Below are 22,946 nucleotides of genomic sequence, written 5' to 3'. Positions count from 1 at the left end.
GGCGATTACGTTGAATAATGCCTGCGATTACCATAGTTTGCCCCGTACCCACGCAAATCAGCTGTGTTAACCCAATCCCAGGACTAGAAATATTCTGTTAACCCTAACGGACCGTTAACGACCCGCGGTGCAGCACAAGAATGACCAAGGAGAAATTCGCCGATGCCGATTGAAATCAAAGGCAAAATGCCCGATGGCAGCAAACCCGTCTGGCTGGTGCGAAGCGGAGGACTGAACGACGCGGGACTAGACGACCGTGCGCTGAACTGGGCCAAGGCAAACGGTTTTGATGGTCAGTCCGCGCGCCTGTTAATCATTCCCAACGACAAGGGTGAAGTTGCCGGAGCGTTGCTCGGTACCGGCAAAGACGATGCACGTCTTGTTGCCGGCAAGCTTGCAACGGGTCTGCCCAAGGGGAGCTGGCATTTCGCCAATGTCGTGGGCGAGCCCAACCTTGCCGCGCTCGGCTTTCTACTCGGCGGATACAAATTCACAAAATATGGCAAGAAGGACGAACTGGATGTGACGCTTGCCTCGCCTGCAGGGGCCGACAAGGTCGATGTGAGGCGTCTTGCCAATGCCGTCACCCTGGCTCGTGACCTGATCAACACGCCGACGAACGATATGGGCCCCGAGGCGCTGGAACAGGCGGTCCGCAAGGTTGCCGATAACTACAAGGCTTCGGTGAACGTCATCAAGGGCGACGCACTTCTCAAGCAGAACTTTCCGATGATCCATGCCGTTGGCCGTGCGGGGAGCGAGGAACCGCGCCTGATCGACGTCGAATGGGGCAAGAAGGATGCGCCGCGCGTGACGCTAGTGGGCAAGGGCGTTTGCTTCGATACAGGCGGGCTCGATATCAAGCCCTCGAGCAGCATGCTTTTGATGAAGAAGGACATGGGTGGAGCGGCAAATGTCCTGGCGCTCGCGAGCCTCATCATGGATGCGAAGTTGCCGGTGCGGCTGCGCGTCCTGATCCCGGCTGTCGAGAATTCGATCTCGGCCAATGCATTTCGACCAAGCGATATCCTTGCAAGCCGCAAGGGTTTGACTGTCGAGATCGGCAACACCGATGCGGAAGGGCGCCTCGTGCTTGCCGATGCGCTGGCGCTTGCGGATGACGAGGAACCGGAAATCCTGATCGACATGGCAACCCTGACCGGCGCAGCCCGGGTGGCGCTTGGCCCCGACCTTCCGCCGTTCTACACCAATGACGAAACGTTCGCCGCCGAGGTCGCCCGGGCGGCGGACACCGTTGCCGATCCTGTCTGGCGCATGCCGTTGTGGCAGCCCTACGAAAGCAAACTGTCCTCACGCGTCGCCGACACCAACAATGTCACCACCGATGGCTTTGCCGGATCGATTACCGCAGCGCTTTTCCTGCAGAAATTCGTCGGCAAGGCCAAGGTGTGGGCGCATTTCGATATTTACGGCTGGAATCCCGTCGAGAAACCGCATTCCCCGGTAGGTGGTGAGGCTCAGGCGATACGCGCCCTTTACCATCTTCTGAAGCATCGTTATCTCAGCAAATGAACGGCTTGCCTGGGTCGGCCAAGGGGGTAGAATGGAACGGAACCGAAATGATCTCGGATACCGTCCATGTTCATCGAACTGAAGCCTATCCAGGCATTGACGCTGTGGAAGGAAATCGCGATCTCCGAGGTGCGCGATGATGCACATGACCTTACGTTGCGGCAGATGGCCGTCTTGCTGACGGTCTATCTCGAGCCGCCGCCGCACACGATACGCGGCATGGCGGCGAAACTCGGCGTTACCAAGCCGGTCATAACCCGCGCGCTCGATACGATGGGCGGCTATGGTCTGGTTGACCGGCATCGCGATGAAAAAGACAAGCGCAACGTTCTCGTCAAGAGAACGGTAAAAGGTGCGCTTTATGTTGAAAAGCTTGGCGATCTCGTGATTGCCAAGGCAAGAGGATTACCGCTTTGACAGATCCAACAGTGTCGCTGGACAAACGACTGAATGCATATCGGCCCGACCGAGCCGATGAAAGCCTGCGTGGGCTGGTGCAGGCGGAACGCTTCGTTCCCGGCAAGCCCATGCGCATTGCCGACCCGGTGGTCGATGTGAGGTCCGAGCCGCGCGGCGATGCCCCGATCACCACGCAATTCCTCTATGGCGACGACGTCCTCGTTTTCGAGGACGACAATGGCTGGTGCTGGATACAGAATGAGCGCGACGGCTATGTGGGCTATGTCGTGGATACGAGTCTCGACCGGCGAACCGGCGATCCCACGCATATCGTCATTGCCCCCCGCACCTTCGTCTATCCCGGATCCGATCTGAAATTCCCGCGCACCAAAGCCCTGTCGATGGGTTCGCTTGTTACGATTACGGGCGGTGAGGAACGGCGGGGCACACTCTATGCCATGCTGCCGAGCGGTGAGGCGATCATCGCAAAGCATCTGGTGCCGATCGACGAGGTTGCGGAAGACCACGTGGCCGTCGCCGAGACGCTGATGCACACGCCCTATCTCTGGGGTGGCGTTTCAGGCTTCGGCATCGATTGCTCGGGCCTCGTTCAGCTGGCATTGCTCATGACCGGGCAGGGCGTCCTGCGGGATTCGGACATGCAGGCAGCCTCGATCGGAGAGGCGATCGAACCGGACCCGGACTATCATAATCTCAGGCGCGGCGATTTCGTCTTCTGGAAAGGCCACGCCGCAATGATGGCAAGCCACTCGACGCTGCTCCACGCCAGCGGACATACGATGAGCGTGACGCTTGAGCCATTGCGCGACGCGATCGAACGCATCGCTTATCTCTACGGCAAGCCGACCGCCGTTCGTCGCCTCACGTGATGTGCCCGCCACCTGCGCAGCGGGCACAACCCGTTTGTGCACTCAGGCGGCGGTGAGTTCGCTCACCTGCCGCAAGGTGCGGATGATCTGGAGGCAGGCCCGCGCCGCCTCCTCGCCCTTCACGAGGAAGTGCCGCGTGAAAAAATCGATATGCTGCTCGGTCTCTTGGAAGTGGTGCGGCGTCAGAACGGCCGACAGCATCGGCACGCCTGTTTGCATCTGCGCGGTCAAAAGCGCGTTGACGACAGAGCCGGCGACGAAATCGTGCCGGTAGATGCCGCCATCGACGACGAGCCCGGTACTTACGATGGCGTCGTAACGGCCGCTTTCAGCAAGTTTTTTGGCGAGGAGCGGAATGTCAAAAGAGCCGGGCACGTCGAAGACATCGAAGCGGGCTGGTGTCACACCTTGCCGGCGCAGTTCTTCCTCGAAGCCGAGGCGGCACTGGTCGACAATGTTTGCATGCCATCGCGCCTGCACAAAGGCGATACGCGGGGCTGGGTCTTGGGGAACGTTATTCTGGAACTGATCCATGTCTTTCTCCTTCGAGTGGACGTGAATCAGGGCACAACCAAAAAGGCGCAAGGCTGACACGGAGCCAGCCTTCACTTTCGATTGTTCTCTTTCATCCGGACTATACCGTCGGCTTCGGAATTGCACCGAAATCTGCTGACCCTCCCGGATGACCGGGAGGCGCTCGCGGGCTCGCACCAGACATCGGGTGATGCAAGGTGATTACCGCCGGTGGGGAATCTCACCCCGCCCTGAGAACACTAACGATTGCACCCTAGTGAATTGGTCCAGGTGGTCAAGCCCAGCCTAGTATTGGGCCGCGCGGTCGACGATATTCTTCAACGGTTCGCCGCGTTCAAAGGATTCGATCTGGGCGACGATCTCTGGGACCAGCGCCTGCGGGCTCGAGCTTGCCGCCGCGTGCGGAGTGATCGTTACCTGCGGATGCGTCCACAGCGGGCTGTCCTTCGGCAGGGGCTCGCGGTTGAACACATCGAGCGTCACCGCCGACAGCATGCCGCGGTCGAGCGCCGCGAGAATATCGGGCTCGTTCTGCAGCCCGCCGCGTCCGGCATTGATCAGCGTCGGGGCGCCTAGCGGCCCGTGCTGCTTCATCTGCGCGAACATGCTCATTGAAAGAATGCTCTTGGTGTCGGGCGTCAGCGGCAGAAGGCAGACGACGATATCGACATCCTTGAGGAAGTCCTTGAGGCCATCCTTGCCGTAATAGGTCGTAATGCCTTCCATGGTCTGCAGGCGGCGGCTCCATCCGCTGACGCGGAAGCCGAGCGCGCGCAGCTTCTGCGCCGCATCGCGGCCAAGCACGCCGAGCCCGAGAATGCCGACATTCACCTCGTGCGCCGCAGGCTGGCGCCGATCCTCGTGCCAGACGCGTTGGCCCTGCTGCTGGCGATAGCGCATCCCGAGCCGGTGATGGTCGAGCACCTGCCACACCACATATTCGCTCATGCGCATAGTCAGGTCCGGCGAGACGATTCTTACGATCGGCACGTCCGGTATCTGCTGGTCATGGAAGATGTGATCGACGCCGGCACCGAGCGAGAAAATAACATCAAGGTTAGGCAAGCCGGCCAACGAGCCCTGGCGCTGTTTCCAGACGAGCGCGTAGCGGATCTTATCCTTGTCCGTCGAGTTGAGAACCAGTTTGCGTTTCGGCGCGGCCTTGGCAAATTCGGACACCCAAACGTCCGGGTCCCATCCCGTCACGGCCAAAAGGATCGTATCGGTTGCATTGCCAGTCATTCACTCACCGCTCCCTGTTCGGCAGTTTCTATCCTGAAGGCCGCCGCCATCAGGGCTCTCGTATAATCGGTCTTGGGCCGCGCAAAAATCTCCTCCGACGGCCCGTATTCCACTGCCTTGCCATTGCGCATCACCAGCACCTCATTGGCAAGCGCCTTCACCACCTTGAGATCGTGGCTGATGAAAAGATAAGCCAGATTGTGCTTCTGCTGCAATGCGCGCAAAAGGTCGACAACCTGGGCCTGAACGCTCATGTCGAGCGCCGATGTTGGCTCGTCCAGCATGACGAAACGGGGATTGAGCACCATGGCGCGTGCGAGGGCGATACGCTGGCGCTGGCCCCCGGAAAACTCGTGCGGATAGCGGAAGCGGTTCTCCGGGTCGAGGTTGACCTCCTTGAGGGCGGCGACGACCCGCGCGTCGCGCTCATCGGCGGAGAGTTTTGGTTCGTGCACTTCAAGACCCTCTGCAATGATATCGGCCACCGACATGCGCGGCGACAACGACCCATAGGGATCCTGAAAAACGATCTGCAATTCGCGGCGCAGCGGCCGCATCTCGCGGAATGAATATTTGTTGATGTCCGTCTCGCCGAAGCGGATGACCCCTTCCGACGATATCATGCGCGACAGTGCCAGGCCGAGCGTGGTCTTGCCCGACCCGGATTCGCCAACAACGCCAAGCGTCTGGCCGGCGCGGATCGTTACATCGATCCCGTCGACCGCCTTTACATGATCGACCGTCTTGCGCAGGAAGCCCTGCTTGATCGGGAACCAGACCTTGATATTTTCGCCGCGCATGACCGGCGCCGCCGCAGCATTTGCCGCCGGCGGGTTGCCCTTCGGCTCGGCGGCGAGAAGGTGGCGCGTATAGGGGTGCTGCGGGTTTTCGAATATCTCCCGCGTCGGCCCGGTTTCGACGATCTTCCCGCCGGTCATGACGCAGACGCGATCTGCGATCTTGCGCACGATGCCGAGGTCGTGGGTGATGAACAGCATCGACATGCCCTGCGCTGCCTTGAGATCGGCAAGAAGCTGCAAAATCTGCGCCTGCACGGTGACGTCGAGGGCGGTGGTCGGCTCATCGGCGATCAAAAGCTTCGGCTTGTTGGCAAGCGCCATGGCGATCATCACGCGCTGGCGCTGCCCACCGGACAGTTGGTGCGGATAGGCGTTCATGCGCTTTTCCGGGTCGCGAATGCCTACCTCCTCCAGCAGCGCAAGCGTGCGCTGCCGCGCCGCCTTGTCAGCCATGCCCTGGTGCAGCTTGAGGATTTCGCTGATCTGGTCCTCGATCGTATGGAGCGGATTGAGCGACGTCATCGGCTCCTGGAAGATCATGGTGATATCATTGCCGCGCACCCGGCGCAGCTCGTTTTCGCTGCTTGCAAGAAGATCCTTGCCGCCGAACAGAATTTGTCCTGACGGGTGCGACGCCGGCGGATAGGGCAGAAGCTTCAGGACCGACAGGGCCGTGACCGATTTGCCGGAACCGGATTCGCCGACAAGCGCCACGGTCTCGCCCTCGCCGATATCGAAGGATATGCGATCCACGGCAAGCGTCTCCTTGCCGCCCTGCGAAAAGGCGACGGAAAGATCGCGAACTGAAAGAAGCGGGGCGGTCATTTGAACGCCTTGCGCGGGTCAAAGGCATCGCGCGTGGCTTCGCCGACGAAGATTAGCAAGGACAGCATCAGCGAAATCACGATGAAGCCTGTAAGCCCGAGCCAGGGCGCCTGCAGATTGTTCTTGCCCTGTGCGAGCAATTCGCCGAGCGAGGGCGATCCCGGGGGCAAGCCGAAGCCGAGGAAGTCGAGCGAAGTCAATGTCGTGATCGATCCGTTGAGAATGAACGGCAGGAAGGTCAGCGTTGTCACCATGGCGTTCGGCAAAAGGTGGCGGAACATGATGGTCCGGTTGCGCACGCCAAGCGCCCGTGCAGCGTTGACATATTCGAAGTTACGGGCGCGCAGAAACTCGGCGCGAACGATGCCGACGAAGCTTACCCACGAGAACAGCAGCATGATACACAACAGGATCCAGAAGCCCGGCGGCAGGATCGATGCCATGATCAGCAGTAGGTAAAGCGTCGGTATGGAGGACCATATCTCGATGAAACGCTGCGCGATGAGGTCGAGCCAGCCGCCGAAGTAGCCTTGCAATGCGCCGGCGGTGACACCGATCACGGCAGACGCTGCGGTCAGGATCAGGCCGAAGAGCACCGAGATGCGGAACCCGTAGAGCGCCCTGGCAAAGACGTCGCGCGCCTGATCGTCAGTGCCGAGAATATTCATGTTGCCGAAAACACAGTTTGGATCGTCCACGCCTTGCGGATAGCGGGCGCAGCGCTCCTCCGGCGTAAACAGCCAGAACGGCTTCGATGGCGCCGTATCGGGCAGTTCATTATTGACCGTCCGATAGGAATAGCGGACCGGTGGCCAGATCGACCAGCCATTGCGGTTGATCTCCTCCTGGATCACCGGATCGCGGTAGTCAGTCACGGCATAAAAGCCGCCGAATTTCTCTTCCGGATAATCGACGAGGACTGGAAACAGGGTCTCGCCCTTGTAGGAAACAATGATCGGCTTGTCGTTGGCTATGAACTCGGCAAGGAGCGAAGCAACGAACAGGAACAGGAAGATCCACAGGGCCCACCAGCCGCGCCTGTTCGCCTTGAAGTTCTGCCAGCGCCGGGCATTCAGCGGCGAAAGTCGCGGTCGTTTGACGGGAAGGGCTGGGGTCGTGCCGATAATATCGGTCATCAGACATCCCTCCGCTCAAAGTCGATGCGCGGATCGATCCATGTATAGAGAAGATCGGAAAGCAGGCTGACGACGACGCCGACAAGGGCGAAGATATAGACGGTCGCGATCACCACTGGATAATCGCGGTTGATAATCGATTCGTAGCCGAGAAGGCCAAGTCCATCGAGCGAAAAGATCGCCTCGATCAGGAGCTGGCCGGTAAAGAAGATCGAGATGAAGGCGCTCGGAAAACCGGAAATGACAATAAGCATCGCATTGCGGAAGACATGGCCGTAAAGAATACGGCGTTCACTGAGGCCCTTGGCGCGCGCCGTCGTCACATATTGTTTGCGGATTTCGTCGAGGAACGAGTTCTTGGTCAGAAGCGTCGTCGTCGCAAAGGCGGAAAGCAGCATGGCCGTCAGCGGCAGAGCGAGGTGCCATGCGTAGTCGATGATTTTTCCGCCCAGCGACAGCTGTTCAAAATCGTTCGATGTCAGCCCGCGAATTGGAAACCAGTCAAAGAAGGACCCGCCGGCAAAGAATACGATCAGCGCGATGCCGAAGAGGAAGCCTGGTATAGCGTAGCCGACGATGATGATGCCGCTGGTCCATATGTCGAATGACGAGCCGTCCTTGATGGCTTTTCGTATGCCGAGCGGTATCGAGATCATGTAGGAGAGCAGCGTCATCCACAATCCGAGCGAAATCGATACCGGCAGCTTCTCCTTGATCAAATTCACGACGCTGATATCGCGGAAATAGCTCTTGCCGAAATCGAAGCGCACATAATTCCATACCAGCAGCCCAAACCGCTCGAGCGGAGGCCTGTCGAGTCCGAACTGCTTCTCGAGGCTGGCGATGAATGCAGGGTCGAGGCCTTGGGCGCCACGGTATTTCGAATTGCCTTCGCCGAGCCCAAGCTGTTCCTGCGACTGGCCAAGGTCAGCGCCGCCGCCGCCGATGCGGTCCATCGCATTGCCGCCCTGACCGGTAAGCTGGCCGATGATGCGCTCGACCGGGCCGCCAGGGACGAATTGCACGATCACGAAGCAGACAAGCAGGACGCCGAAAAGTGTGGGAACCATCAACAGGAGACGGCGGAGAATATAGGCTCCCATCAGGCAACGACTCCGCCAAAGATTAAATCGATAGACGAAACGCGCAGGACGTTTCCTTGATCTTCAAGCCTTGCCAATAGCCTTTGCCTTTGCTTCATCGAACCACCACAGCGACTCAACCGGAAAGCCATAATCGGGCTTGGGCTCCTTGAAGCCGAACATGTCCCAATAGGCGACGAGGTGATTCGCTGAGTACCAATTTGGAATCCAGTCGCGTCTTATACGCAAGAGTCGATCGAGAACACGCATGACTGTGACCAAATCGTCGCGGGAACGCGCTTCGCCAACCTTCTCGATCAGTGCGTCGATAACGGGATCGGCGATTCCGGGAAGGTTATAGGAACCCGGCGCCGAGGCCGACCGCGAGCCGAACATTGATGTGAGCGATTCCGACGTCGGGGTCGCGTTCAGCATGACGGCTACACCGATGATGTCGAAATCGAAATCCTGTACCCGAAGCTGGTATTGAGCCGGATCGACAAGACGCAGGGAGGCATTGACGCCGATTGCCTGGAGATTGTTGATGAAAGGCGAATAAGAGCGGGTGAACACCTCCGCCTGGATCAGTATTTCGAGGCCGAACGATTTGCCGGCACCGTCGACAAATCGGTTGTTCTCACGTTTGAACCCTGCTTCCTGTAGAAGCTCGACAGCGCGGCGTAAATTCTTGCGGTCGCGCCCTGAACCATCGGTCGTCGACTGGATCACCGCTTCGCCGAAAATGCCCTCCGGCAGGCGATCGCGCAGCGGCTCCATTATGGCAAGTTCCTGCGGGGAGGGCATGCCGTTCGAACGAAAGTCCGACATCTCGAACAGCGACTGCGACTGCTCGTACATGCCATAGAACAGGTTCTTCCGGGTCCACGCGAAGTCGAAGCACAGCGCAATGGCCTCCCGCACCTTCGGATTGCGAAAGCGCTCCCGCCGCTGGTTGACCGCCCATGCTTGCAAGTGCGGGCGTTTCTCGTCGGGAAACTCACGCTGGATCACGCGCTTCTGCTGGATGGCCGGGAAATTATACTCGGTGACCCAAGTCTTTGCCGTGTGCTCCATGCGCCAGAATATGTCACCCTTCTTGAAGGCTTCGAACTCGGGCTGGCGGTCGCGGTAGAACTCGATCTTGATCGTATCGAAGTGATTCAGTCCGCGCCGTACCGGAAGGTCCTTCGCCCAGTATTCATCGACACGCTGGTATTCGATGCCCTTGCCCGGTGCCATCCGGCCGACACGATAAGGGCCGGAGCCGAGCGGGGTCTCGAGCGTCGATGCATCGAACGCGCGGCCAGCAAACCACGCCTTTGAAAGAATCGGCATGTTGCTGGCGATATCGAGTATCGCGCGGTCGGAATGTTTGCCGGTAAAGGCGATGCGCAGCGTCTGGTCATCCTCGGCGACGATCTCCTTCATCTCGGTCAGCAACAGCAGAAGCTCCGGATGCCCTTTCTCCTTGATCGACTGGAAGCTGAAAACGACGTCGTGGGCCGTTAGGGGCGACCCATCGTGGAAACGCGCTGCGGGGCGCAGTTTGAAGGTGAATGTGTTGCGATCGGCCGTGGCAGTGACGCTCTCCGCGACGAGGCCGTAGATCGAGTCCGGCTCGTCGAGCGCTTCCTCCATCAGCGTGTCGTAGCAGATTTCCATGCGCGGCGGCGCATCACCCTTGGCCGAATAGGTATTGAGCGTGTTGAAGGTCTGTGGCGACTGATTATAGAGCCAGTTCGCCGGAGAAAAGGCGAAGGTCCCGCCCTTCGGCGCATCCGGGTTGGCATAGTCGAAGTTTTTGAAATCCTTCGGGTATTTCAACTCGCCAAACGCCGACAGACCGTGCAACGGCACCCCGGTGGCAATCTCTGCAAACGCAATGCGCGGCGAACAAGCGGTCAGAAGTGTTGCGCTCGAAAACTTCAAAAGATCGCGCCGGTTGAGCTGCGTCATTCGGCGCGCGCTTTCAACGCCTGCTCCTTGGCCGTGTCGATCCACCATGAGAACGGGTCGATACCTGCATAGTCCGGCTGTTTGGCCGGCATGCCGAATTTGTTCCAGTAGGCGATCTTGATGCGATCGTCATACCATTGCGGGACGGCGTAGTAGTTCCACAACAATACCCGGTCGAGAGCGTGGGTGGCGGCGACGAGTTCATCCCGGTCCTTGGCAAAGATGATCCGGTCGATCAGCTTGTCGACGGCCGGATTCTTGATGCCCATGTAGTTGCGGCTGCCGGGTGTGTCGGCAGCGCCCGAACCCCAGAAATCGCGTTGCTCGTTGCCCGGCGACAGGCTTTGGGAAAGAACGACGTTCGGGGTGGTGATATCGAAATCGAAATCATTGATCCGGGCGGTATATTGGGCGTTGTCCACGACCCTGATCTGGGCATCGATGCCGAGCTTTCGAAGGCTGGCCATGAACGGCCCGATAAAGCGCTCATCCGCCGGATCGTCCGCCAGGAATTCGATGGTGAATGGTTCGCCGGTCTTGGCATTGACGAGCTTGCCGTTCTTCTGCTCGTAACCCGCGTCGCGCAGCAGCGTGACGGCCTGGCGCAGATTGTCCCGCTGCGATTGGGGCGTATCGTATACGGGCAGCTTGAACTCCTTGGTGAAAACTTCCTCCGGCACGTCGCCTTTCACTGTTTCAAGGATTTCAAGCTCCTTGCCCGTCGGCAGGCCGCTCGACGCGAGTTCCGAACCGGAGAAATAGCTGTTTATGCGCTTGTATTGCCCGAAGAAGAGATTCTTGCTCATGCTCTCGAAATCATAAGCCCAGGTCAGAGCCTGGCGGACGCGCGGATCCTTGAATTTGTCGCGCCGGGTGTTGATCAGGAAACCCTGCATGCGCCCGGATGAACGTAGCGGAAACACGGCCTTGACCACATCGCCGCGCTGGAAGGCCGGAAAGTCATAACCGCGCATCCATTTGCCAATACTGGCTTCCGGGCGGTAGTCCTCGAAGCCTCCCTTCTTGAAGGCTTCCCACTCGGCATTCTGGTCGCGGAAATACTCGTAGCGAATACGATCGAAATTGTTGCGGCCGATATTTACCGGCAAGTCCTTGCCCCAATAGTCCGCCACACGGCTCCAGACGATGGTATTGCCGGGTGAGACGCTCTCGATCTTGTAGGCGGATGAGCCAAGTGGGATTTCTGTTGTTGGCTTGCTTATATCGCGCTTCTTGCCGCTCGCGTCGTTACCCTCCCACCAATGCTTGGGCAGGATCGGGAAATCGCCCATGATACTCGGCAGTTCGCGGTTGCCGCCGCTCGAAAAGGTGAACGTCACCTCGTGGTCGCCGGTTTTCTCCGCTTTGGTCACATCGTGATAATATTTATTGTACAGGGGGCTTTGGGCTTTCAGCGTGTCGAAGGACCAGATGACATCGTCCACGGTGATCGGCTGGCCGTCATGCCACCTCGCAGCGGGGTTCAGGCGAAATTTTACCGAGGAATAGTCATCCGGATAGGCGATAGCCTCGGCGATGAGCCCGTAATTTGTCGCTGGCTGATCGAGGGATTGGCTGAGCAGCGTATCGTAAAGCAAGCCACCGCCGACGGTGGCAGGCAGCCCCGCTGCTGGCGTTCCCTGCACGACAAAGGGGTTGAGACTGTCAAACGATCCGTACGCGGTCTGGTTGAGCGTCCCGCCTTTCGGCGGATCGGGATTGACGTAGTCGTAGTGCTTGAAATCGTCGCCGTATTTTGGTTCGCCGAGGACGCTCGCGGCCTTTCTCCATTCGGGTTCCGCAGCCTGTACACTCTGATGGGAAGCGACGCTGAAAGCGGCGAAAAGGGCAAGGCTGGCAATGAGGGGGCGAAATCGCAAATCAGGTCTCCACGGATTCTCTACAGTCACAATTCTAAGAGAAATTGCGGCAGAGAACAGGCCTTCACGTTAAAAACACGCGCAGTTGATGCAAAAAAGCCGGGCGCAGGCCCGGCTTTTTTAAAGCAATTGTGACGGATTTAGTTCTTCGGTGCTTCCGGAGCAGCGGGAGCAGCGCCGTCGGCCGGCTTCTCCGCAGCGGGCGCGGCAGGAGCGGCAGGTGCTGCTGCGTCGGCAGGCTTGGCGGCATCGCCGCCTGCAGGTGCGGCATCAGCGGTCGGAAGCGGCTTCGGACTGTCGGACAGCGTGCGCAGATAGGCAATGAGGTCGGCGCGCTCATTATCCTTCTTGTCGCCGGCAAAGCCCATTGCCGTGCCCTTGATGTAGCCCTTCGGCGATGTCAGGAAGTGGTTGAGATGGTCGAAAGTCCACTTTTCCTGTCCGCCCTTGGAGAAATCCTTGATGGCCGAGGAATAGCTGAAGCCTTCATGTGTCGCGATCGGGCGATCGACGATGTCCCAGAGGTTCGGACCGACCTTGTTCGGGCCACCCTTTTCGCCGGTGTGGCAGGCAGCGCAGCGCTTGAAAACGGCTTCGCCGCGGGTTGCATCAGCTGAAGCCAGCAGCGTCGCGATCGGCACGGCTTCTGCAGCGGGTGCAGCAGCGCCGGCTTCGCCTTCACCACCGGCCTCGGCGGCCTGGATGATGAAGCCGGGCTTTTCTGGCGCATGCGAGTCGAAAATAGAATCGGACAGGATACCTGCCGTCATGACAACGAACACGGTTGCCAGAAACGCCATGGCATATTTGTTGAACGGGGTCGATTCCATCGTCGATCAGTGCTCCACTTGTGTCCTGTTCAAGTGCGCTCAATATCAAGTCCACTCTGACGCTTGCCTGGAGCAATTGCAGGGCTCGATGTTCAGCACACTTGCGGAGGTTCTCAATATCTGGTCAATGCAGTGCGCTGCATTTCTTGACAAGAGTCCCCTCGTGATCGCGCGGAAACTAGGTCTTTTGCTGAAGACTTGCAACACATATAAGGGCGCTTCTGCCTGAGACTTTTTGACACCTTAGACCGTGTGCAACGATGAAAATATTGACCCTGATCCCTGCCCGGATGGCCTCGACCCGGCTGCCCAACAAGCCACTGGCCGATATTGCGGGAAAGCCGATGATCGTGCATGTCGCCGAGCGCGCGATCGCCGCCGGTCTCGGGCGAACCGTCGTTGCGACAGATAGTCCCGACGTCAAATCGGCCATAGAAGCGCACGGCATCGAGGCGATCATGACGCGGGCCGACCACGAATCGGGTTCGGATCGCATCCACGAGGCGCTTCTCGCACTCGACCCTGACGGCAGCGTCGATGCAGTTGTCAATGTCCAGGGCGATCTTCCGACCATCGAGGCCGATATCATCAGGCGCTCGCTCAAGCCCCTGCAGTCCGGCCCCGCCGATATCGCGACGCTCGGCGTCGAAATCCGCCGCGAGGACGAGAAGACCAATCCGAACGTGGTCAAGATCATCGGTTCGCCGATTGGTCCCGACCAGATGCGGGCCCTCTATTTCACCCGCGCAACAGCGCCGTGGGGTGAGGGGCCGCTCTACCATCACATTGGGCTCTACGCTTACCGGAGAGCTGCGCTCGAGCGGTTTGTGAGCCTCGGGCCTTCGTCTCTGGAGCGCCGGGAACGCCTTGAACAGCTGCGCGCGCTCGAAGCGGGCATGCGCATTGACGTCGAGATCGTCGATTCGGTGCCGCTCGGCGTCGATACGCCGGAAGATCTCGAACGGGCGCGAGAAATCCTTACTTCCTCAAAAGGCAGATAATAATGGCAACGACCAACCGCATCTCGTTCCAGGGCGAACCCGGCGCAAATTCCGATACGGCCTGCCGCAACATGTTTCCCGACATGGAACCACTGCCATGCCCGACTTTTGAAGATGCGTTCAATGCAGTCGAGAGCGGTGCCGCCGACCTTGCGATGATTCCGATCGAAAACACGATCGCGGGGCGCGTCGCCGATATCCATCACCTCCTGCCGGAATCGCGGCTGCACATCGTCGGCGAATACTTCCTGCCCATTCATTTTCAATTGATGGTGTTGCCCGGCACCAAGCGCAGCGACATCACTTCCGTGCACAGTCATATCCATGCGCTCGGCCAGTGCCGGAAATACATCCGCAAGAACAGCTGGAAGCCGGTGATCGCCGGCGACACGGCCGGCGCAGCCCGGCTCGTTGCCGATGTCAAGGACAAGACGATGGCGGCGCTCGCCCCCCGCCTCGCCGCCTCTTTGTACGGCCTCGATATTCTCGAAGAGGATGTGGAGGACACGGAAAATAACGTCACGCGCTTCGTCGTTCTCAACAAGACCAAGAAATGGGCCCCGCGGGGCTCTGATGAACTGATGATGACGACTTTCGTCTTCCGCGTGCGCAACGTGCCCGCGGCGCTTTACAAGGCCATGGGCGGATTTGCGACGAACGGCGTCAACATGACGAAGCTCGAAAGCTACCAGATCGACGGAAAGTTCACCGCGACGCAGTTTTACGCGGATATCGAGGGTCATCCGGACGACAAGAACGTGGCACATGCGCTCGATGAGCTCGAATTCTTCTCGAAGGAAGTCCGCATCCTCGGTGTCTATCCGGCCGACACCACCTTCCGCAGTTCGCAGGCCGAGGAAGAGTAGCGTACCCTCAACCTTCCACCCAGCTGCGAATGAGATGAGCGGCGATGGCGCCGGGAGGAGGGGTGATCAGGCCGTCCGGATGGGTCCGGTCGAGCATCGACACCACCGCGTCGCGTGAGAACCAGCGCCCGTCCTCCAGCTCGGCCCGGTCAAGGATAAAGTCATCCGAAAGCGCCTCGGCATGACAGCCGATCATCAGGGAGTAGGGAAATGGCCAGGGCTGGCTCGCGTGATACAGCACCCGGCCGATCTTGAGGTTCGTTTCTTCGAAGGTTTCGCGTCGCACGGCATTTTCGATCGTCTCGCCAGGTTCAATAAAGCCGGCCAGGCAGGAATACATGCCCGGACCAAAATGCGGCCCGCGCGCCAGGAGGCACTTGTCGCCACGCACCACCATCATGATCGCCACGGGATCGGTCCGGGGAAAGTGTTGCGCCTCGCAGTTGGGGCAGGTTCGCCGGTAGCCGCCGTCGCGCATCAGGGTCTTTGTGCCGCAGCGCCCGCAGTACTTGTTATTCTCGTTCCAGGTCAGGAGCGAAACCGCCTGGGCCATCGCGCCGAGCTGGTCGGGCGGGATGATGCCCTGCGTATAAACGGAGCGGTAGTCGATTGCCTGGACTGCCCCAGGCAGCGCAGAAAAATCAAAAGCGCTCGGTGCAGCAAGAATGGGCGCGTCGTCCTGCAGGCCGAGATAAACCGTGGAAGACCGCGCAGGCAGAAAAGGCGCTGCGTCCTTTAGCGTAAAGAAAGCATTGCCGTCAGCCACCAACACCTTACCTTGCCCGATCAGGAGCATCCGTGCATCGGCATTGGCTAGCGCAACATCGACGGCGTCGTCGCTGCGCTTTTCAGCGTGGCGGTTGATCCGGTTGCCGGCAAATCCGACGAAATGGCTGGGTTCCTTTTCCGGGACATCGAAAAGGCGAAACGACATGCTTGGAGCTCCAGAAACGGACCCGGGGGACAGGGCATTGATGATGTTGACGGATTAAATAGCGTTGAGTATGGCGCTGGCAAAGGCCCGGGCATCTTTTTCGCCGTAGGGCTCACGAGTGCCATGACCCCAGACCGGGCCGGGCCAGGCGGGATCGCCACTGTTGCGGGCAATCACATGAAGATGCAGTTGACGCACGATATTGCCGAGCGCGCCGGTGTTGATCTTTTCGCAATTCACGACCGATTTCAGGGCTTGCGCGGCAATGCCAGCCTCGAAAGTCAGAATGGTCTGGTCGAGCGGGGTCAATTCATGAATCTCGCATATCCCCGGCCGCTGCGGCACGAGGATGAGCCACGGCCAGCGGCGGTCATTCATAAGGCGCAGATCGCAGAGGCCCAGCCTTGCAATTGAATAGGTGTCTGCTGCAAGTTTGTTATCCAGAACAAAAGTCATGATCGATAAGAGATAACAGTTTTTTCGCGGTTTCGCTTGCTTTTTGCGCGCGGATTGACGATATGAGCCTCGGGAGGTTGGTGGTGGACGAGCCACTCGCCAACCGGGTCAGGTCCGGAAGGAAGCAGCCCCAACGAGCCAGGCACGGGTCGCCGTGCCAGCCTCCCACCTTTTCCTGTCACCTTGCCTGTGTCAAAGCCGTCCGCGGCATTGACGCTGCGGCGCATGCGGTTAGACTTCGTGAAGGGCAAGGGTCGGGAGCCTTAGCGCAGGAGCCAAACAGGACGCGATGGATACAAGAACGCCAGACAGCGCCTATCGCGTGCTCGCCCGCAAATACCGCCCGCAGAATTTCAACGATCTGATCGGCCAGGAGCCGATGGTCCGCACGCTGACCAATGCGTTCGAGACGGGGCGTATTGCCCAGGCCTGGATGCTCACCGGTGTACGCGGCGTTGGCAAGACGACGACGGCGCGCATTCTGGCGCGTGCACTCAACTACCAGACTGCCGATATCGACAAGCCGACGATAGACCTCACCGTTCCGGGCGAACATTGCCAGGCGATCATGGAAGGCCGTCACGTCGATGTCATCGAGATGGACGCGGCGTCGCACACGGGCATCGACGACATTCGTGAGATCATCGAGCAGGTGCGCTATCGCCCGGTCTCGGCGCGCTACAAGGTCTATATCATCGACGAAGTGCACATGCTGTCGAACCAGGCCTTCAATGGCCTGTTGAAGACGCTTGAAGAACCGCCGCCGCATGTGAAGTTCATTTTTGCAACGACTGAAATTCGCAAAGTGCCGATTACCGTGCTTTCGCGCTGTCAGCGGTTCGATCTTCGGCGCATCGATACCAGCGTCCTCGTTCGCCACCTGCAGAAAATCGCCGACCTTGAATCGATTGCCGTCGATGACGTTTCGCTCAGCATGATCGCGCGTGCCGGCGAGGGTTCGGTGCGCGATTCATTGTCGATCTTCGATCAGGCCATTGCCCATGGTGCGGGCCGTGTCGAGGCGGAAGCAGTGCGTTCGATGCTCGGCCTTGCCGATCGCGCCCGCATCATCGATCTCTTCGAAATGCTGATGCGCGGCGACGTCGCTTCGGCACTAAGGGAATTTCGTGCCCAGTATGATGTCGGCGCCGATCCTGCCGTGGTGCTGACGGACCTTGCCGATTTCAATCACCTGGTAACGCGCATACGGTTCACGCCCGATGTCGCCGACGACATTTCGCTTTCGGAAGACGAGAGGCTGCGTGGCAGGGATTTTGCCGAAAAGCTGTCGATCCGCGTCCTCTCGCGTACCTGGCAGATGCTGCTGAAAGGGATCACCGAGGTCGAGGAATCAAGCCGTCCAGTGCAGGCGGCGGAGATGTTGCTGATCCGCATTGCCCATGCCGCCGATCTTCCGACACTCGACGAGGCGCTGAAGTCCCTTGAGGACGGCGGCGTTCCGGCATCGCCGAATCGCAGCGATGGATCACGTCCGGGAAATGGTGGTGCGCCGACCGCGCGCGCAGGCCAGGTGGATGCGATGGCAACGCAACGTGGTGTCGTCACGTCCAATGGCGGCGCGACGATGCGTCTTGTCGAGCCTGCGCCGAAGTCCGAACCGAGCGTCGCTCCTCCATTGGTTGTCGAGCAGCCGCAGTCTCCAGCCGTACCCGTTGAAAACATCGAAGATATCGTGGCGCTTGCCGACAAGCACCGCGACATGCAATTCAAGATCATGGTCAAGAATTGCGTACGGCTTGTCAGCATGAAGCCCGGGCGGCTCGAAATCAACCTGACCGAAAACGCTCCAAAGTCCTTGCTGACGGATCTTTCGCAAAAGCTCAGCGAATGGACCGGTATTCGCTGGATGGTCTCGTTGTCGCGGGAACCGGGAAACGCTACGGTCAACGAGACAGAAACGGCCAAACGCGATACGCTGCTCAGCGATGCGCGCTCGGACCCGGATGTCGCCGCGATCCTTGCAAAATTTCCGGGCGCCAAGATCATCAACGTGCGCATTACGGCCCCGGCCGGACAGATGGATGATGCCGTCGCAGCGGGAGATGATACACTCGCACCGGTCGAAGAAGACGATTGACGAACAGGAGTTTTCCCCATGCGTGACATTATGGGCATGATGAAGCAGGCCAAGGAAATGCAGGCCAAGATGGCCGCCATGCAGGAAGAGATCGCGGCTCTGGAGGCCGAAGGTCATGCTGGCGGCGGCCTTGTCACCGTCAAGCTTTCGGGCAAGGGCGCGATGACGGCGCTCAGCATCGATCCGTCCCTTTTCAAGGAAGACGATATCGAAGTCATCGAAGACCTCATCATTGCCGCGCACAATGAGGCAAAGTCGAAAGTCGAGGCGATCATGGCTGAAAAGACGCAGGCTTTGACGGCCGGGCTTCCGATACCTCCCGGTTTCAAGCTTCCCTTCTAAGCGTAGTCTACAACTGGAAGCTTATTGGAAAGCGAGATCAACTCAGCTATATTGAGTTTGGAGTGGGAACGAGCTTTCGCCCGTCCCCGTTTCTTATCTGAATTGAACCCGGACGGTCCATGACCAGTTCGTCCGGGTTTTCTTCATGATAAGGCTGATACTCCACGGAAATTTCCGCATCGTTTCACTCCAAGTTCGAAAGCAAGGCTGTTGCCGCAGTCGGGGAGCCCATTCTCCCGATGCGCCGGCTGGTGCGGCGCTGCTGCTTTCGCCTTCGAACCGCGGCATCATCGTGGTGTAATTTCGAGATGGCAACGAATGCAGGGTTGTATCGCTTTTGGCATTCCGGCCGTCGAGGTTGTGCGCCCGCCAATTCCATAAATCGTCAAATTGCTCTAAACCGACGCTATGTCGAAACGAATCGCCGGTCCCGAAATCGAACGCCTGATCCAGCTCCTCGCCAAGGTGCCGGGGCTAGGGCCACGATCGGCGCGCAGGGCGGCGCTGCATCTCATCAAGAAGAAGGAAGCCTTGCTCATCCCGTTGGGTTCGGCGATGCAGGACGCCGCCGAAAAGGTGCGTGTCTGCTCGACCTGCGGCAATGTCGATACCGCCGATCCATGCATGATCTGCACCGATCCGCGTCGGGAACGCTCGACGCTAATCGTCGTCGAAGACGTCTCCGACCTCTGGGCGCTCGAGCGGGCGGGTTCGATGAACGTGCGATACCACGTGCTCGGCGGACGGCTGTCCCCACTTGATGGTATTGGCCCCGATGATCTCAACATCGCCTCGCTTGTCGGGCGGGTCGCTGAGGGCGAAATCAAGGAAGTCATCCTCGCCGTCAATGCCACGGTAGAGGGACAGACCACCGCCCATTACATCACCGATCAACTGGCCGGCTTCGATGTGCGGATTACCCGTCTTGCCCACGGTGTTCCGGTGGGCGGCGAACTCGATTACCTTGATGAAGGAACCCTGGCCGCCGCCTTGCGGGCCCGAACGTCGCTATAGGAGACGACTTGATCATGCGCCCATGGATGAATGCCCTCTGGGCGCTGATCGGACTGATCGTCATGCTTTACACGCCGGCAAGCCTCGCTGCGTCCAGGCCCCAGGTCGAAGCGCAGTTCCAACAATGGCTGGACAACGATCTATGGCCGGAAGCCAAGGCCAAGGGGATATCAAGGGCGACATTTGACGAGGCCCTCAAAGGCGTGACGCTTAACTTCGATCTGCCTGATCTTGTCATGCCCGGCGAGAAGCCGCAGACACCGCAAAAACAGGCACAGAGCGAATTCGGCTCCCCCGGAAAGTACTTCAACGACAAGACCGTCAACAACGTAACTTCCGGCGGGACGGCGCGTGCTGGCCAATATGCACGGATATTGCAGTCGGTCGAAAAGACATACGGCGTGCCCGGCGAGATTGTCCTCGCCATATGGGGCCGCGAAAGCGGCTTTGGCAGCGTCAAGATTCCGTATAATGCCTTTGCCGTCCTGGGGACCAAGACCTTCCTCGCAACGCGCAAGGACATGTTCCGCAAGGAGCTGCTTGCTGCGCTTGAAATTGTCGAGAAAGGCTATATTGGCGCCGGCAGCATGAAGAGTTCCTGGGCAGGCGCTCTCGGGCAGCCGCAATTCATGCCGACGTCCTACCTCGAGCATGCCGTTGATTTCGATGGCGACGGCAAGCGCGACATCTGGAACTCGGTGCCCGATACGCTGGGTTCGATCGCGCACTACCTTGCCCAATATGGCTGGCAGCGTGGTCGTGACTGGGGCTATGAGGTGACCGTCCCCGAGAGTGTCAGTTGCGCACTGGAAGGTCCCGACCAGGGCAAGCCCTTCAGCACCTGGGGAAAGCTTGGCATCAAGCGTGTCAATGGCAGGCCATTTCCTGCGGCGGAGGCCAAGGGCGAAGGGTTTCTGCTGATGCCGGCCGGAAGGCACGGCCCTGCATTCATCGTCACGAAGAATTTCTACGTACTCAAGGAGTACAATATGAGCGATCTCTATGCGCTGTTCATCGGCCATGTAAGCGACCGCATCGCGAATGGCGCCGCGAACTTTACCGCAGGGTGGGGCGATGTCGGCGGGCTCTACCGGTCCGACATTGTGGCCCTGCAACGGGCGCTGGAGAAAAAGGGCTACGACGCTGGCGGCGCCGACGGATTTCCAGGGTTCAAGACGCGCCGCTCGATTGGCGATTGGCAATCGAAGCAGGGCATGGCGGCCACATGCTTCCCCGACAAGGCGCTGGTTGCTGCGATCCGCTAATGCCATCGCACATTGCCGGTCTGCCGTTTGACAGCCGTCCTCAAGGAGCGTCAAATCGCTTGCCTGAACAGGAGGTGCGGCAATGGCAGCCAATGAGCGTTCCAAGCACATCACCGAGGGCATAGCGCGGTCGCCCAATCGCGCGATGTATTATGCGCTCGGCTATGAAAAATCAGACTTCGCCAAGCCGATGATCGGCATCGCCAATGGCCATTCGACCATCACGCCCTGCAATGCCGGCCTCCAGCCGCTCGCCGATGCGGCCGTCGCCGCAGTAAAGGCGGCAGGCGGCAATCCGCAACTGTTCGGCACGCCGACCATTTCCGACGGCATGGCCATGGGCACCGAGGGGATGAAATATTCGCTGATATCGCGCGAGGTTATCGCCGACTGCATCGAGACGTGCGTCAACGGCCAGTGGATGGATGGCGTGCTCGTCATCGGCGGCTGCGACAAGAACATGCCGGGCGGCATGATTGCCATTGCCCGCACCAATGTCCCGGCAATCTATGTCTATGGCGGTACGATCAAGCCCGGCAGATGGAAGGGCAAGGATCTTTCCATCGTCTCGGCCTTCGAGGCGGTGGGCTCATACATGGCCGGCAAGATGAGCGAGGAGGATTTCGAGGGCATAGAGCGTCATGCCTGCCCGTCGACGGGCTCATGCGGCGGCATGTATACGGCCAACACAATGAGTTCGGCCTTCGAGGCGCTCGGCATGTCACTGATGTATTCATCGACCATGGCGAATCCCGACGCGGAGAAGATCGACAGCACGGCGGAATCAGCGCGGGTGCTCATCGAGGCGGTGCGCAAGAATATTCGCCCTCGCGACATCATCACCCGCAAGTCCATCGAAAATGCGGTCGCACTGATCATGGCGACAGGCGGTTCCACCAATGGCGTCCTGCATTTTCTTGCCATTGCCCATGCTGCGGAAGTCGAATGGACGCTCGACGATTTCGAGCGCGTGCGCCGCAAGGTTCCGGTCCTGTGCAACCTGCGTCCCTCCGGCCAGTACATGGCGGTCGACCTGCACAAGGCCGGCGGCATACCGCAGGTCCTGAAGCTGTTGCTGAATGCCGGCCTGTTGCACGGCGAGTGCCTGACCATCACGGGGCGCACATTGGCCGAGGAACTCGCCAATGTTCCGGACGCGCCCCCCGAGGGCCAGGACATCATCCGGCCGATCGCCAAGGCACTCTACAGTGAGGGCCATCTTGCGATCCTCAAGGGCAACCTTGCAACGGGCGGAGCGGTCGCCAAGATCACTGGGCTGAAAAATCCCGTCATCGAGGGACCTGCACGGGTGTTCGACGACGAGCAATCGGCGATGGACGCCATACTCTCCGACAAAATCAAACCGGGCGATGTCCTTGTGCTGCGCTACCTTGGCCCGCGCGGCGGTCCAGGCATGCCGGAAATGCTGGCACCCACATCGGCAATCATCGGTCGGGGCCTCGGAGAAAGCGTTGGTTTCATTACGGATGGGCGGTTTTCGGGCGGAACCTGGGGCATGGTGGTCGGGCATGTGACGCCGGAAGCCTTCGAAGGCGGCACCATCGCGCTTGTCGAGGAAGGCGACACTATCACGATCGATGCGCATAAGCAGTTGCTGCAACTCGAGGTCAGCGACGACGAGATCGAACGCCGGCGCAGCAACTGGAAGCAGCCACCGCCGCGTTATACGCGCGGTGTCCTCGCCAAATTCGCACAGTTGGCGAAATCGGCAAGCGAAGGCGCGGTAACCGGTTAGCAGCCACTGTTCCTTGGCGGAATACAGTCTGTCAAAGCGGCGCCGGTAGGAAACGCATGCGCGACGTGCAATCTTGGTCTTTTCAACAGAAGACCAGGATTTAGCAC

Annotated in this window: 19 protein-coding genes, 1 other RNA gene, 1 pseudogene and 1 riboswitch; of the genes and pseudogenes, 11 read left to right on the top strand and 10 right to left on the bottom strand. The window is 59.4% G+C overall.

Features of this window, described 5'->3' with window-relative positions; genetic code table 11:
- Positions 1 to 162: 162 nt before the first annotated feature.
- From HQ945_RS05890 to HQ945_RS05880, 3 genes are all read left to right on the top strand, one after another.
- Positions 163 to 1,533, top strand: coding sequence for a leucyl aminopeptidase family protein (locus HQ945_RS05890; RefSeq protein WP_113279741.1), 1,371 nt, complete (start codon positions 163 to 165; stop codon positions 1,531 to 1,533).
- Positions 1,534 to 1,599: 66 nt separating this feature from the next.
- Positions 1,600 to 1,950 (top strand): MarR family transcriptional regulator, encoded by a 351-nt coding sequence (locus tag HQ945_RS05885; RefSeq protein WP_027230420.1) that lies wholly within the window; start codon positions 1,600 to 1,602, stop codon positions 1,948 to 1,950.
- Positions 1,947 to 2,822 (top strand): C40 family peptidase, encoded by an 876-nt coding sequence (locus HQ945_RS05880; protein WP_174207799.1) that lies wholly within the window; start codon positions 1,947 to 1,949, stop codon positions 2,820 to 2,822. The genes HQ945_RS05885 and HQ945_RS05880 overlap by 4 nt, the downstream gene beginning before the upstream one ends.
- 42 nt (positions 2,823 to 2,864) lie before the next feature.
- On the opposite strand, the gene HQ945_RS05875 is transcribed toward HQ945_RS05880, so the two are convergent.
- The 8 genes from HQ945_RS05875 to HQ945_RS05840 all read right to left on the bottom strand — a co-directional run bounded on the left by HQ945_RS05875 (position 2,865) and on the right by HQ945_RS05840 (position 13,107).
- The gene (locus HQ945_RS05875) at positions 2,865 to 3,356 is read right to left on the bottom strand and encodes a 6,7-dimethyl-8-ribityllumazine synthase (protein WP_113279742.1); all 492 of its coding nucleotides are present in this window, start codon (positions 3,354 to 3,356) and stop codon (positions 2,865 to 2,867) included.
- A 79-nt stretch (positions 3,357 to 3,435) separates the two neighbouring features.
- Positions 3,436 to 3,598: riboswitch (FMN riboswitch) on the bottom strand.
- Between the two features lie 43 nt (positions 3,599 to 3,641).
- On the bottom strand, positions 3,642 to 4,598 hold the full coding sequence (locus HQ945_RS05870) for a 2-hydroxyacid dehydrogenase (protein ID WP_027230417.1): 957 nt from the start codon (positions 4,596 to 4,598) through the stop codon (positions 3,642 to 3,644).
- A complete protein-coding gene (locus HQ945_RS05865; protein ID WP_174207798.1) occupies positions 4,595 to 6,223 on the bottom strand; it encodes an ABC transporter ATP-binding protein in 1,629 nt (542 codons plus the stop codon). The genes HQ945_RS05870 and HQ945_RS05865 overlap by 4 nt, the downstream gene beginning before the upstream one ends.
- Positions 6,220 to 7,359 carry an ABC transporter permease gene (locus tag HQ945_RS05860; RefSeq protein ID WP_174207797.1) on the bottom strand — a complete coding sequence of 380 codons (1,140 nt, stop codon included), beginning with the start codon at positions 7,357 to 7,359 and terminating at the stop codon, positions 6,220 to 6,222. The genes HQ945_RS05865 and HQ945_RS05860 overlap by 4 nt, the downstream gene beginning before the upstream one ends.
- Complete coding sequence (locus HQ945_RS05855) at positions 7,359 to 8,462, bottom strand: microcin C ABC transporter permease YejB (protein ID WP_091919882.1); 1,104 nt, start codon at positions 8,460 to 8,462, stop codon at positions 7,359 to 7,361. Before HQ945_RS05855 ends, HQ945_RS05860 begins: the two co-directional genes overlap by 1 nt.
- A gap of 63 nt (positions 8,463 to 8,525) precedes the next feature.
- Positions 8,526 to 10,397, bottom strand: a complete 1,872-nt coding sequence (locus tag HQ945_RS05850) for an extracellular solute-binding protein (RefSeq protein WP_174207796.1) — start codon at positions 10,395 to 10,397, stop codon at positions 8,526 to 8,528.
- Complete coding sequence (locus tag HQ945_RS05845) at positions 10,394 to 12,259, bottom strand: extracellular solute-binding protein (protein WP_343051189.1); 1,866 nt, start codon at positions 12,257 to 12,259, stop codon at positions 10,394 to 10,396. Before HQ945_RS05845 ends, HQ945_RS05850 begins: the two co-directional genes overlap by 4 nt.
- Before the next feature lie 158 nt (positions 12,260 to 12,417).
- Entirely contained in the window at positions 12,418 to 13,107 is a 690-nt protein-coding gene (locus tag HQ945_RS05840) for a c-type cytochrome (RefSeq protein ID WP_027230411.1), read from the bottom strand.
- A 260-nt stretch (positions 13,108 to 13,367) separates the two neighbouring features.
- Here HQ945_RS05840 and HQ945_RS05835 point away from each other — a divergent pair, with 260 nt between their 5' ends.
- Both HQ945_RS05835 and HQ945_RS05830 read left to right on the top strand, forming a co-directional pair.
- The gene (locus HQ945_RS05835; RefSeq protein ID WP_174207794.1) at positions 13,368 to 14,108 is read left to right on the top strand and encodes a 3-deoxy-manno-octulosonate cytidylyltransferase; all 741 of its coding nucleotides are present in this window, start codon (positions 13,368 to 13,370) and stop codon (positions 14,106 to 14,108) included.
- Positions 14,109 to 14,110: 2 nt separating this feature from the next.
- On the top strand, positions 14,111 to 14,974 hold the full coding sequence (locus tag HQ945_RS05830; protein WP_174207793.1) for a prephenate dehydratase: 864 nt from the start codon (positions 14,111 to 14,113) through the stop codon (positions 14,972 to 14,974).
- A gap of 7 nt (positions 14,975 to 14,981) precedes the next feature.
- Here HQ945_RS05830 and nudC read toward each other — a convergent pair whose 3' ends face one another.
- On the bottom strand, positions 14,982 to 15,908 hold the full coding sequence (gene nudC / locus HQ945_RS05825; protein ID WP_174207792.1) for an NAD(+) diphosphatase: 927 nt from the start codon (positions 15,906 to 15,908) through the stop codon (positions 14,982 to 14,984).
- Positions 15,909 to 15,962: 54 nt separating this feature from the next.
- Positions 15,963 to 16,367 (bottom strand): HIT domain-containing protein, encoded by a 405-nt coding sequence (locus tag HQ945_RS05820; protein WP_091921432.1) that lies wholly within the window; start codon positions 16,365 to 16,367, stop codon positions 15,963 to 15,965.
- A 69-nt stretch (positions 16,368 to 16,436) separates the two neighbouring features.
- On the opposite strand from HQ945_RS05820, the gene ffs reads away from it, so the two are divergent.
- The 6 genes and pseudogenes from ffs (at position 16,437) to ilvD (ending at position 22,839) form a co-directional block, all read left to right on the top strand.
- An RNA gene (gene ffs, locus HQ945_RS05815) (signal recognition particle sRNA small type) lies at positions 16,437 to 16,533 on the top strand.
- Between the two features lie 75 nt (positions 16,534 to 16,608).
- Positions 16,609 to 18,462: pseudogene (locus HQ945_RS05810) on the top strand (DNA polymerase III subunit gamma/tau); the annotation flags it as partial.
- A gap of 18 nt (positions 18,463 to 18,480) precedes the next feature.
- On the top strand, positions 18,481 to 18,804 hold the full coding sequence (locus tag HQ945_RS05805) for a YbaB/EbfC family nucleoid-associated protein (RefSeq protein ID WP_027230406.1): 324 nt from the start codon (positions 18,481 to 18,483) through the stop codon (positions 18,802 to 18,804).
- 408 nt (positions 18,805 to 19,212) lie between these two features.
- Positions 19,213 to 19,818: a recombination mediator RecR gene (recR, locus tag HQ945_RS05800; protein ID WP_027230405.1), complete on the top strand. Its 606-nt coding sequence runs from the start codon at positions 19,213 to 19,215 to the stop codon at positions 19,816 to 19,818.
- A 14-nt stretch (positions 19,819 to 19,832) separates the two neighbouring features.
- Positions 19,833 to 21,083, top strand: coding sequence for a lytic murein transglycosylase (locus HQ945_RS05795; protein WP_174207883.1), 1,251 nt, complete (start codon positions 19,833 to 19,835; stop codon positions 21,081 to 21,083).
- Positions 21,084 to 21,165: 82 nt separating this feature from the next.
- Positions 21,166 to 22,839, top strand: coding sequence for a dihydroxy-acid dehydratase (ilvD, locus tag HQ945_RS05790; RefSeq protein WP_174207791.1), 1,674 nt, complete (start codon positions 21,166 to 21,168; stop codon positions 22,837 to 22,839).
- Positions 22,840 to 22,946 lie beyond the last annotated feature (107 nt).

The organism is Phyllobacterium pellucidum (assembly GCF_013327855.1).
Lineage (GTDB): Bacteria > Pseudomonadota > Alphaproteobacteria > Rhizobiales > Rhizobiaceae > Phyllobacterium > Phyllobacterium pellucidum.
Note: the sequence above shows the minus strand (reverse complement) of the source record. Positions and strands in the feature narration are given on the sequence as shown.

Excerpts from the sequence above, each read along its gene's own strand:
- HQ945_RS05890 (WP_113279741.1), top strand. The coding sequence starts at position 163 with ATGCCGATTGAAATCAAAGGCAAAATGCCCGATGGCAGCAAACCCGTC.
- HQ945_RS05885 (WP_027230420.1), top strand. The coding sequence starts at position 1,600 with ATGTTCATCGAACTGAAGCCTATCCAGGCATTGACGCTGTGGAAGGAA.
- HQ945_RS05875 (WP_113279742.1), bottom strand. The coding sequence starts at position 3,356 with ATGGATCAGTTCCAGAATAACGTTCCCCAAGACCCAGCCCCGCGTATC.
- HQ945_RS05870 (WP_027230417.1), bottom strand. The coding sequence starts at position 4,598 with ATGACTGGCAATGCAACCGATACGATCCTTTTGGCCGTGACGGGATGG.
- HQ945_RS05865 (WP_174207798.1), bottom strand. The coding sequence starts at position 6,223 with ATGACCGCCCCGCTTCTTTCAGTTCGCGATCTTTCCGTCGCCTTTTCG.
- HQ945_RS05860 (WP_174207797.1), bottom strand. The coding sequence starts at position 7,359 with ATGACCGATATTATCGGCACGACCCCAGCCCTTCCCGTCAAACGACCG.
- HQ945_RS05855 (WP_091919882.1), bottom strand. The coding sequence starts at position 8,462 with ATGGGAGCCTATATTCTCCGCCGTCTCCTGTTGATGGTTCCCACACTT.
- HQ945_RS05850 (WP_174207796.1), bottom strand. The coding sequence starts at position 10,397 with ATGACGCAGCTCAACCGGCGCGATCTTTTGAAGTTTTCGAGCGCAACA.
- HQ945_RS05840 (WP_027230411.1), bottom strand. The coding sequence starts at position 13,107 with ATGGAATCGACCCCGTTCAACAAATATGCCATGGCGTTTCTGGCAACC.
- HQ945_RS05835 (WP_174207794.1), top strand. The coding sequence starts at position 13,368 with ATGAAAATATTGACCCTGATCCCTGCCCGGATGGCCTCGACCCGGCTG.
- HQ945_RS05830 (WP_174207793.1), top strand. The coding sequence starts at position 14,111 with ATGGCAACGACCAACCGCATCTCGTTCCAGGGCGAACCCGGCGCAAAT.
- nudC (WP_174207792.1), bottom strand. The coding sequence starts at position 15,908 with ATGTCGTTTCGCCTTTTCGATGTCCCGGAAAAGGAACCCAGCCATTTC.
- HQ945_RS05805 (WP_027230406.1), top strand. The coding sequence starts at position 18,481 with ATGCGTGACATTATGGGCATGATGAAGCAGGCCAAGGAAATGCAGGCC.
- recR (WP_027230405.1), top strand. The coding sequence starts at position 19,213 with ATGTCGAAACGAATCGCCGGTCCCGAAATCGAACGCCTGATCCAGCTC.
- HQ945_RS05795 (WP_174207883.1), top strand. The coding sequence starts at position 19,833 with ATGCGCCCATGGATGAATGCCCTCTGGGCGCTGATCGGACTGATCGTC.
- ilvD (WP_174207791.1), top strand. The coding sequence starts at position 21,166 with ATGGCAGCCAATGAGCGTTCCAAGCACATCACCGAGGGCATAGCGCGG.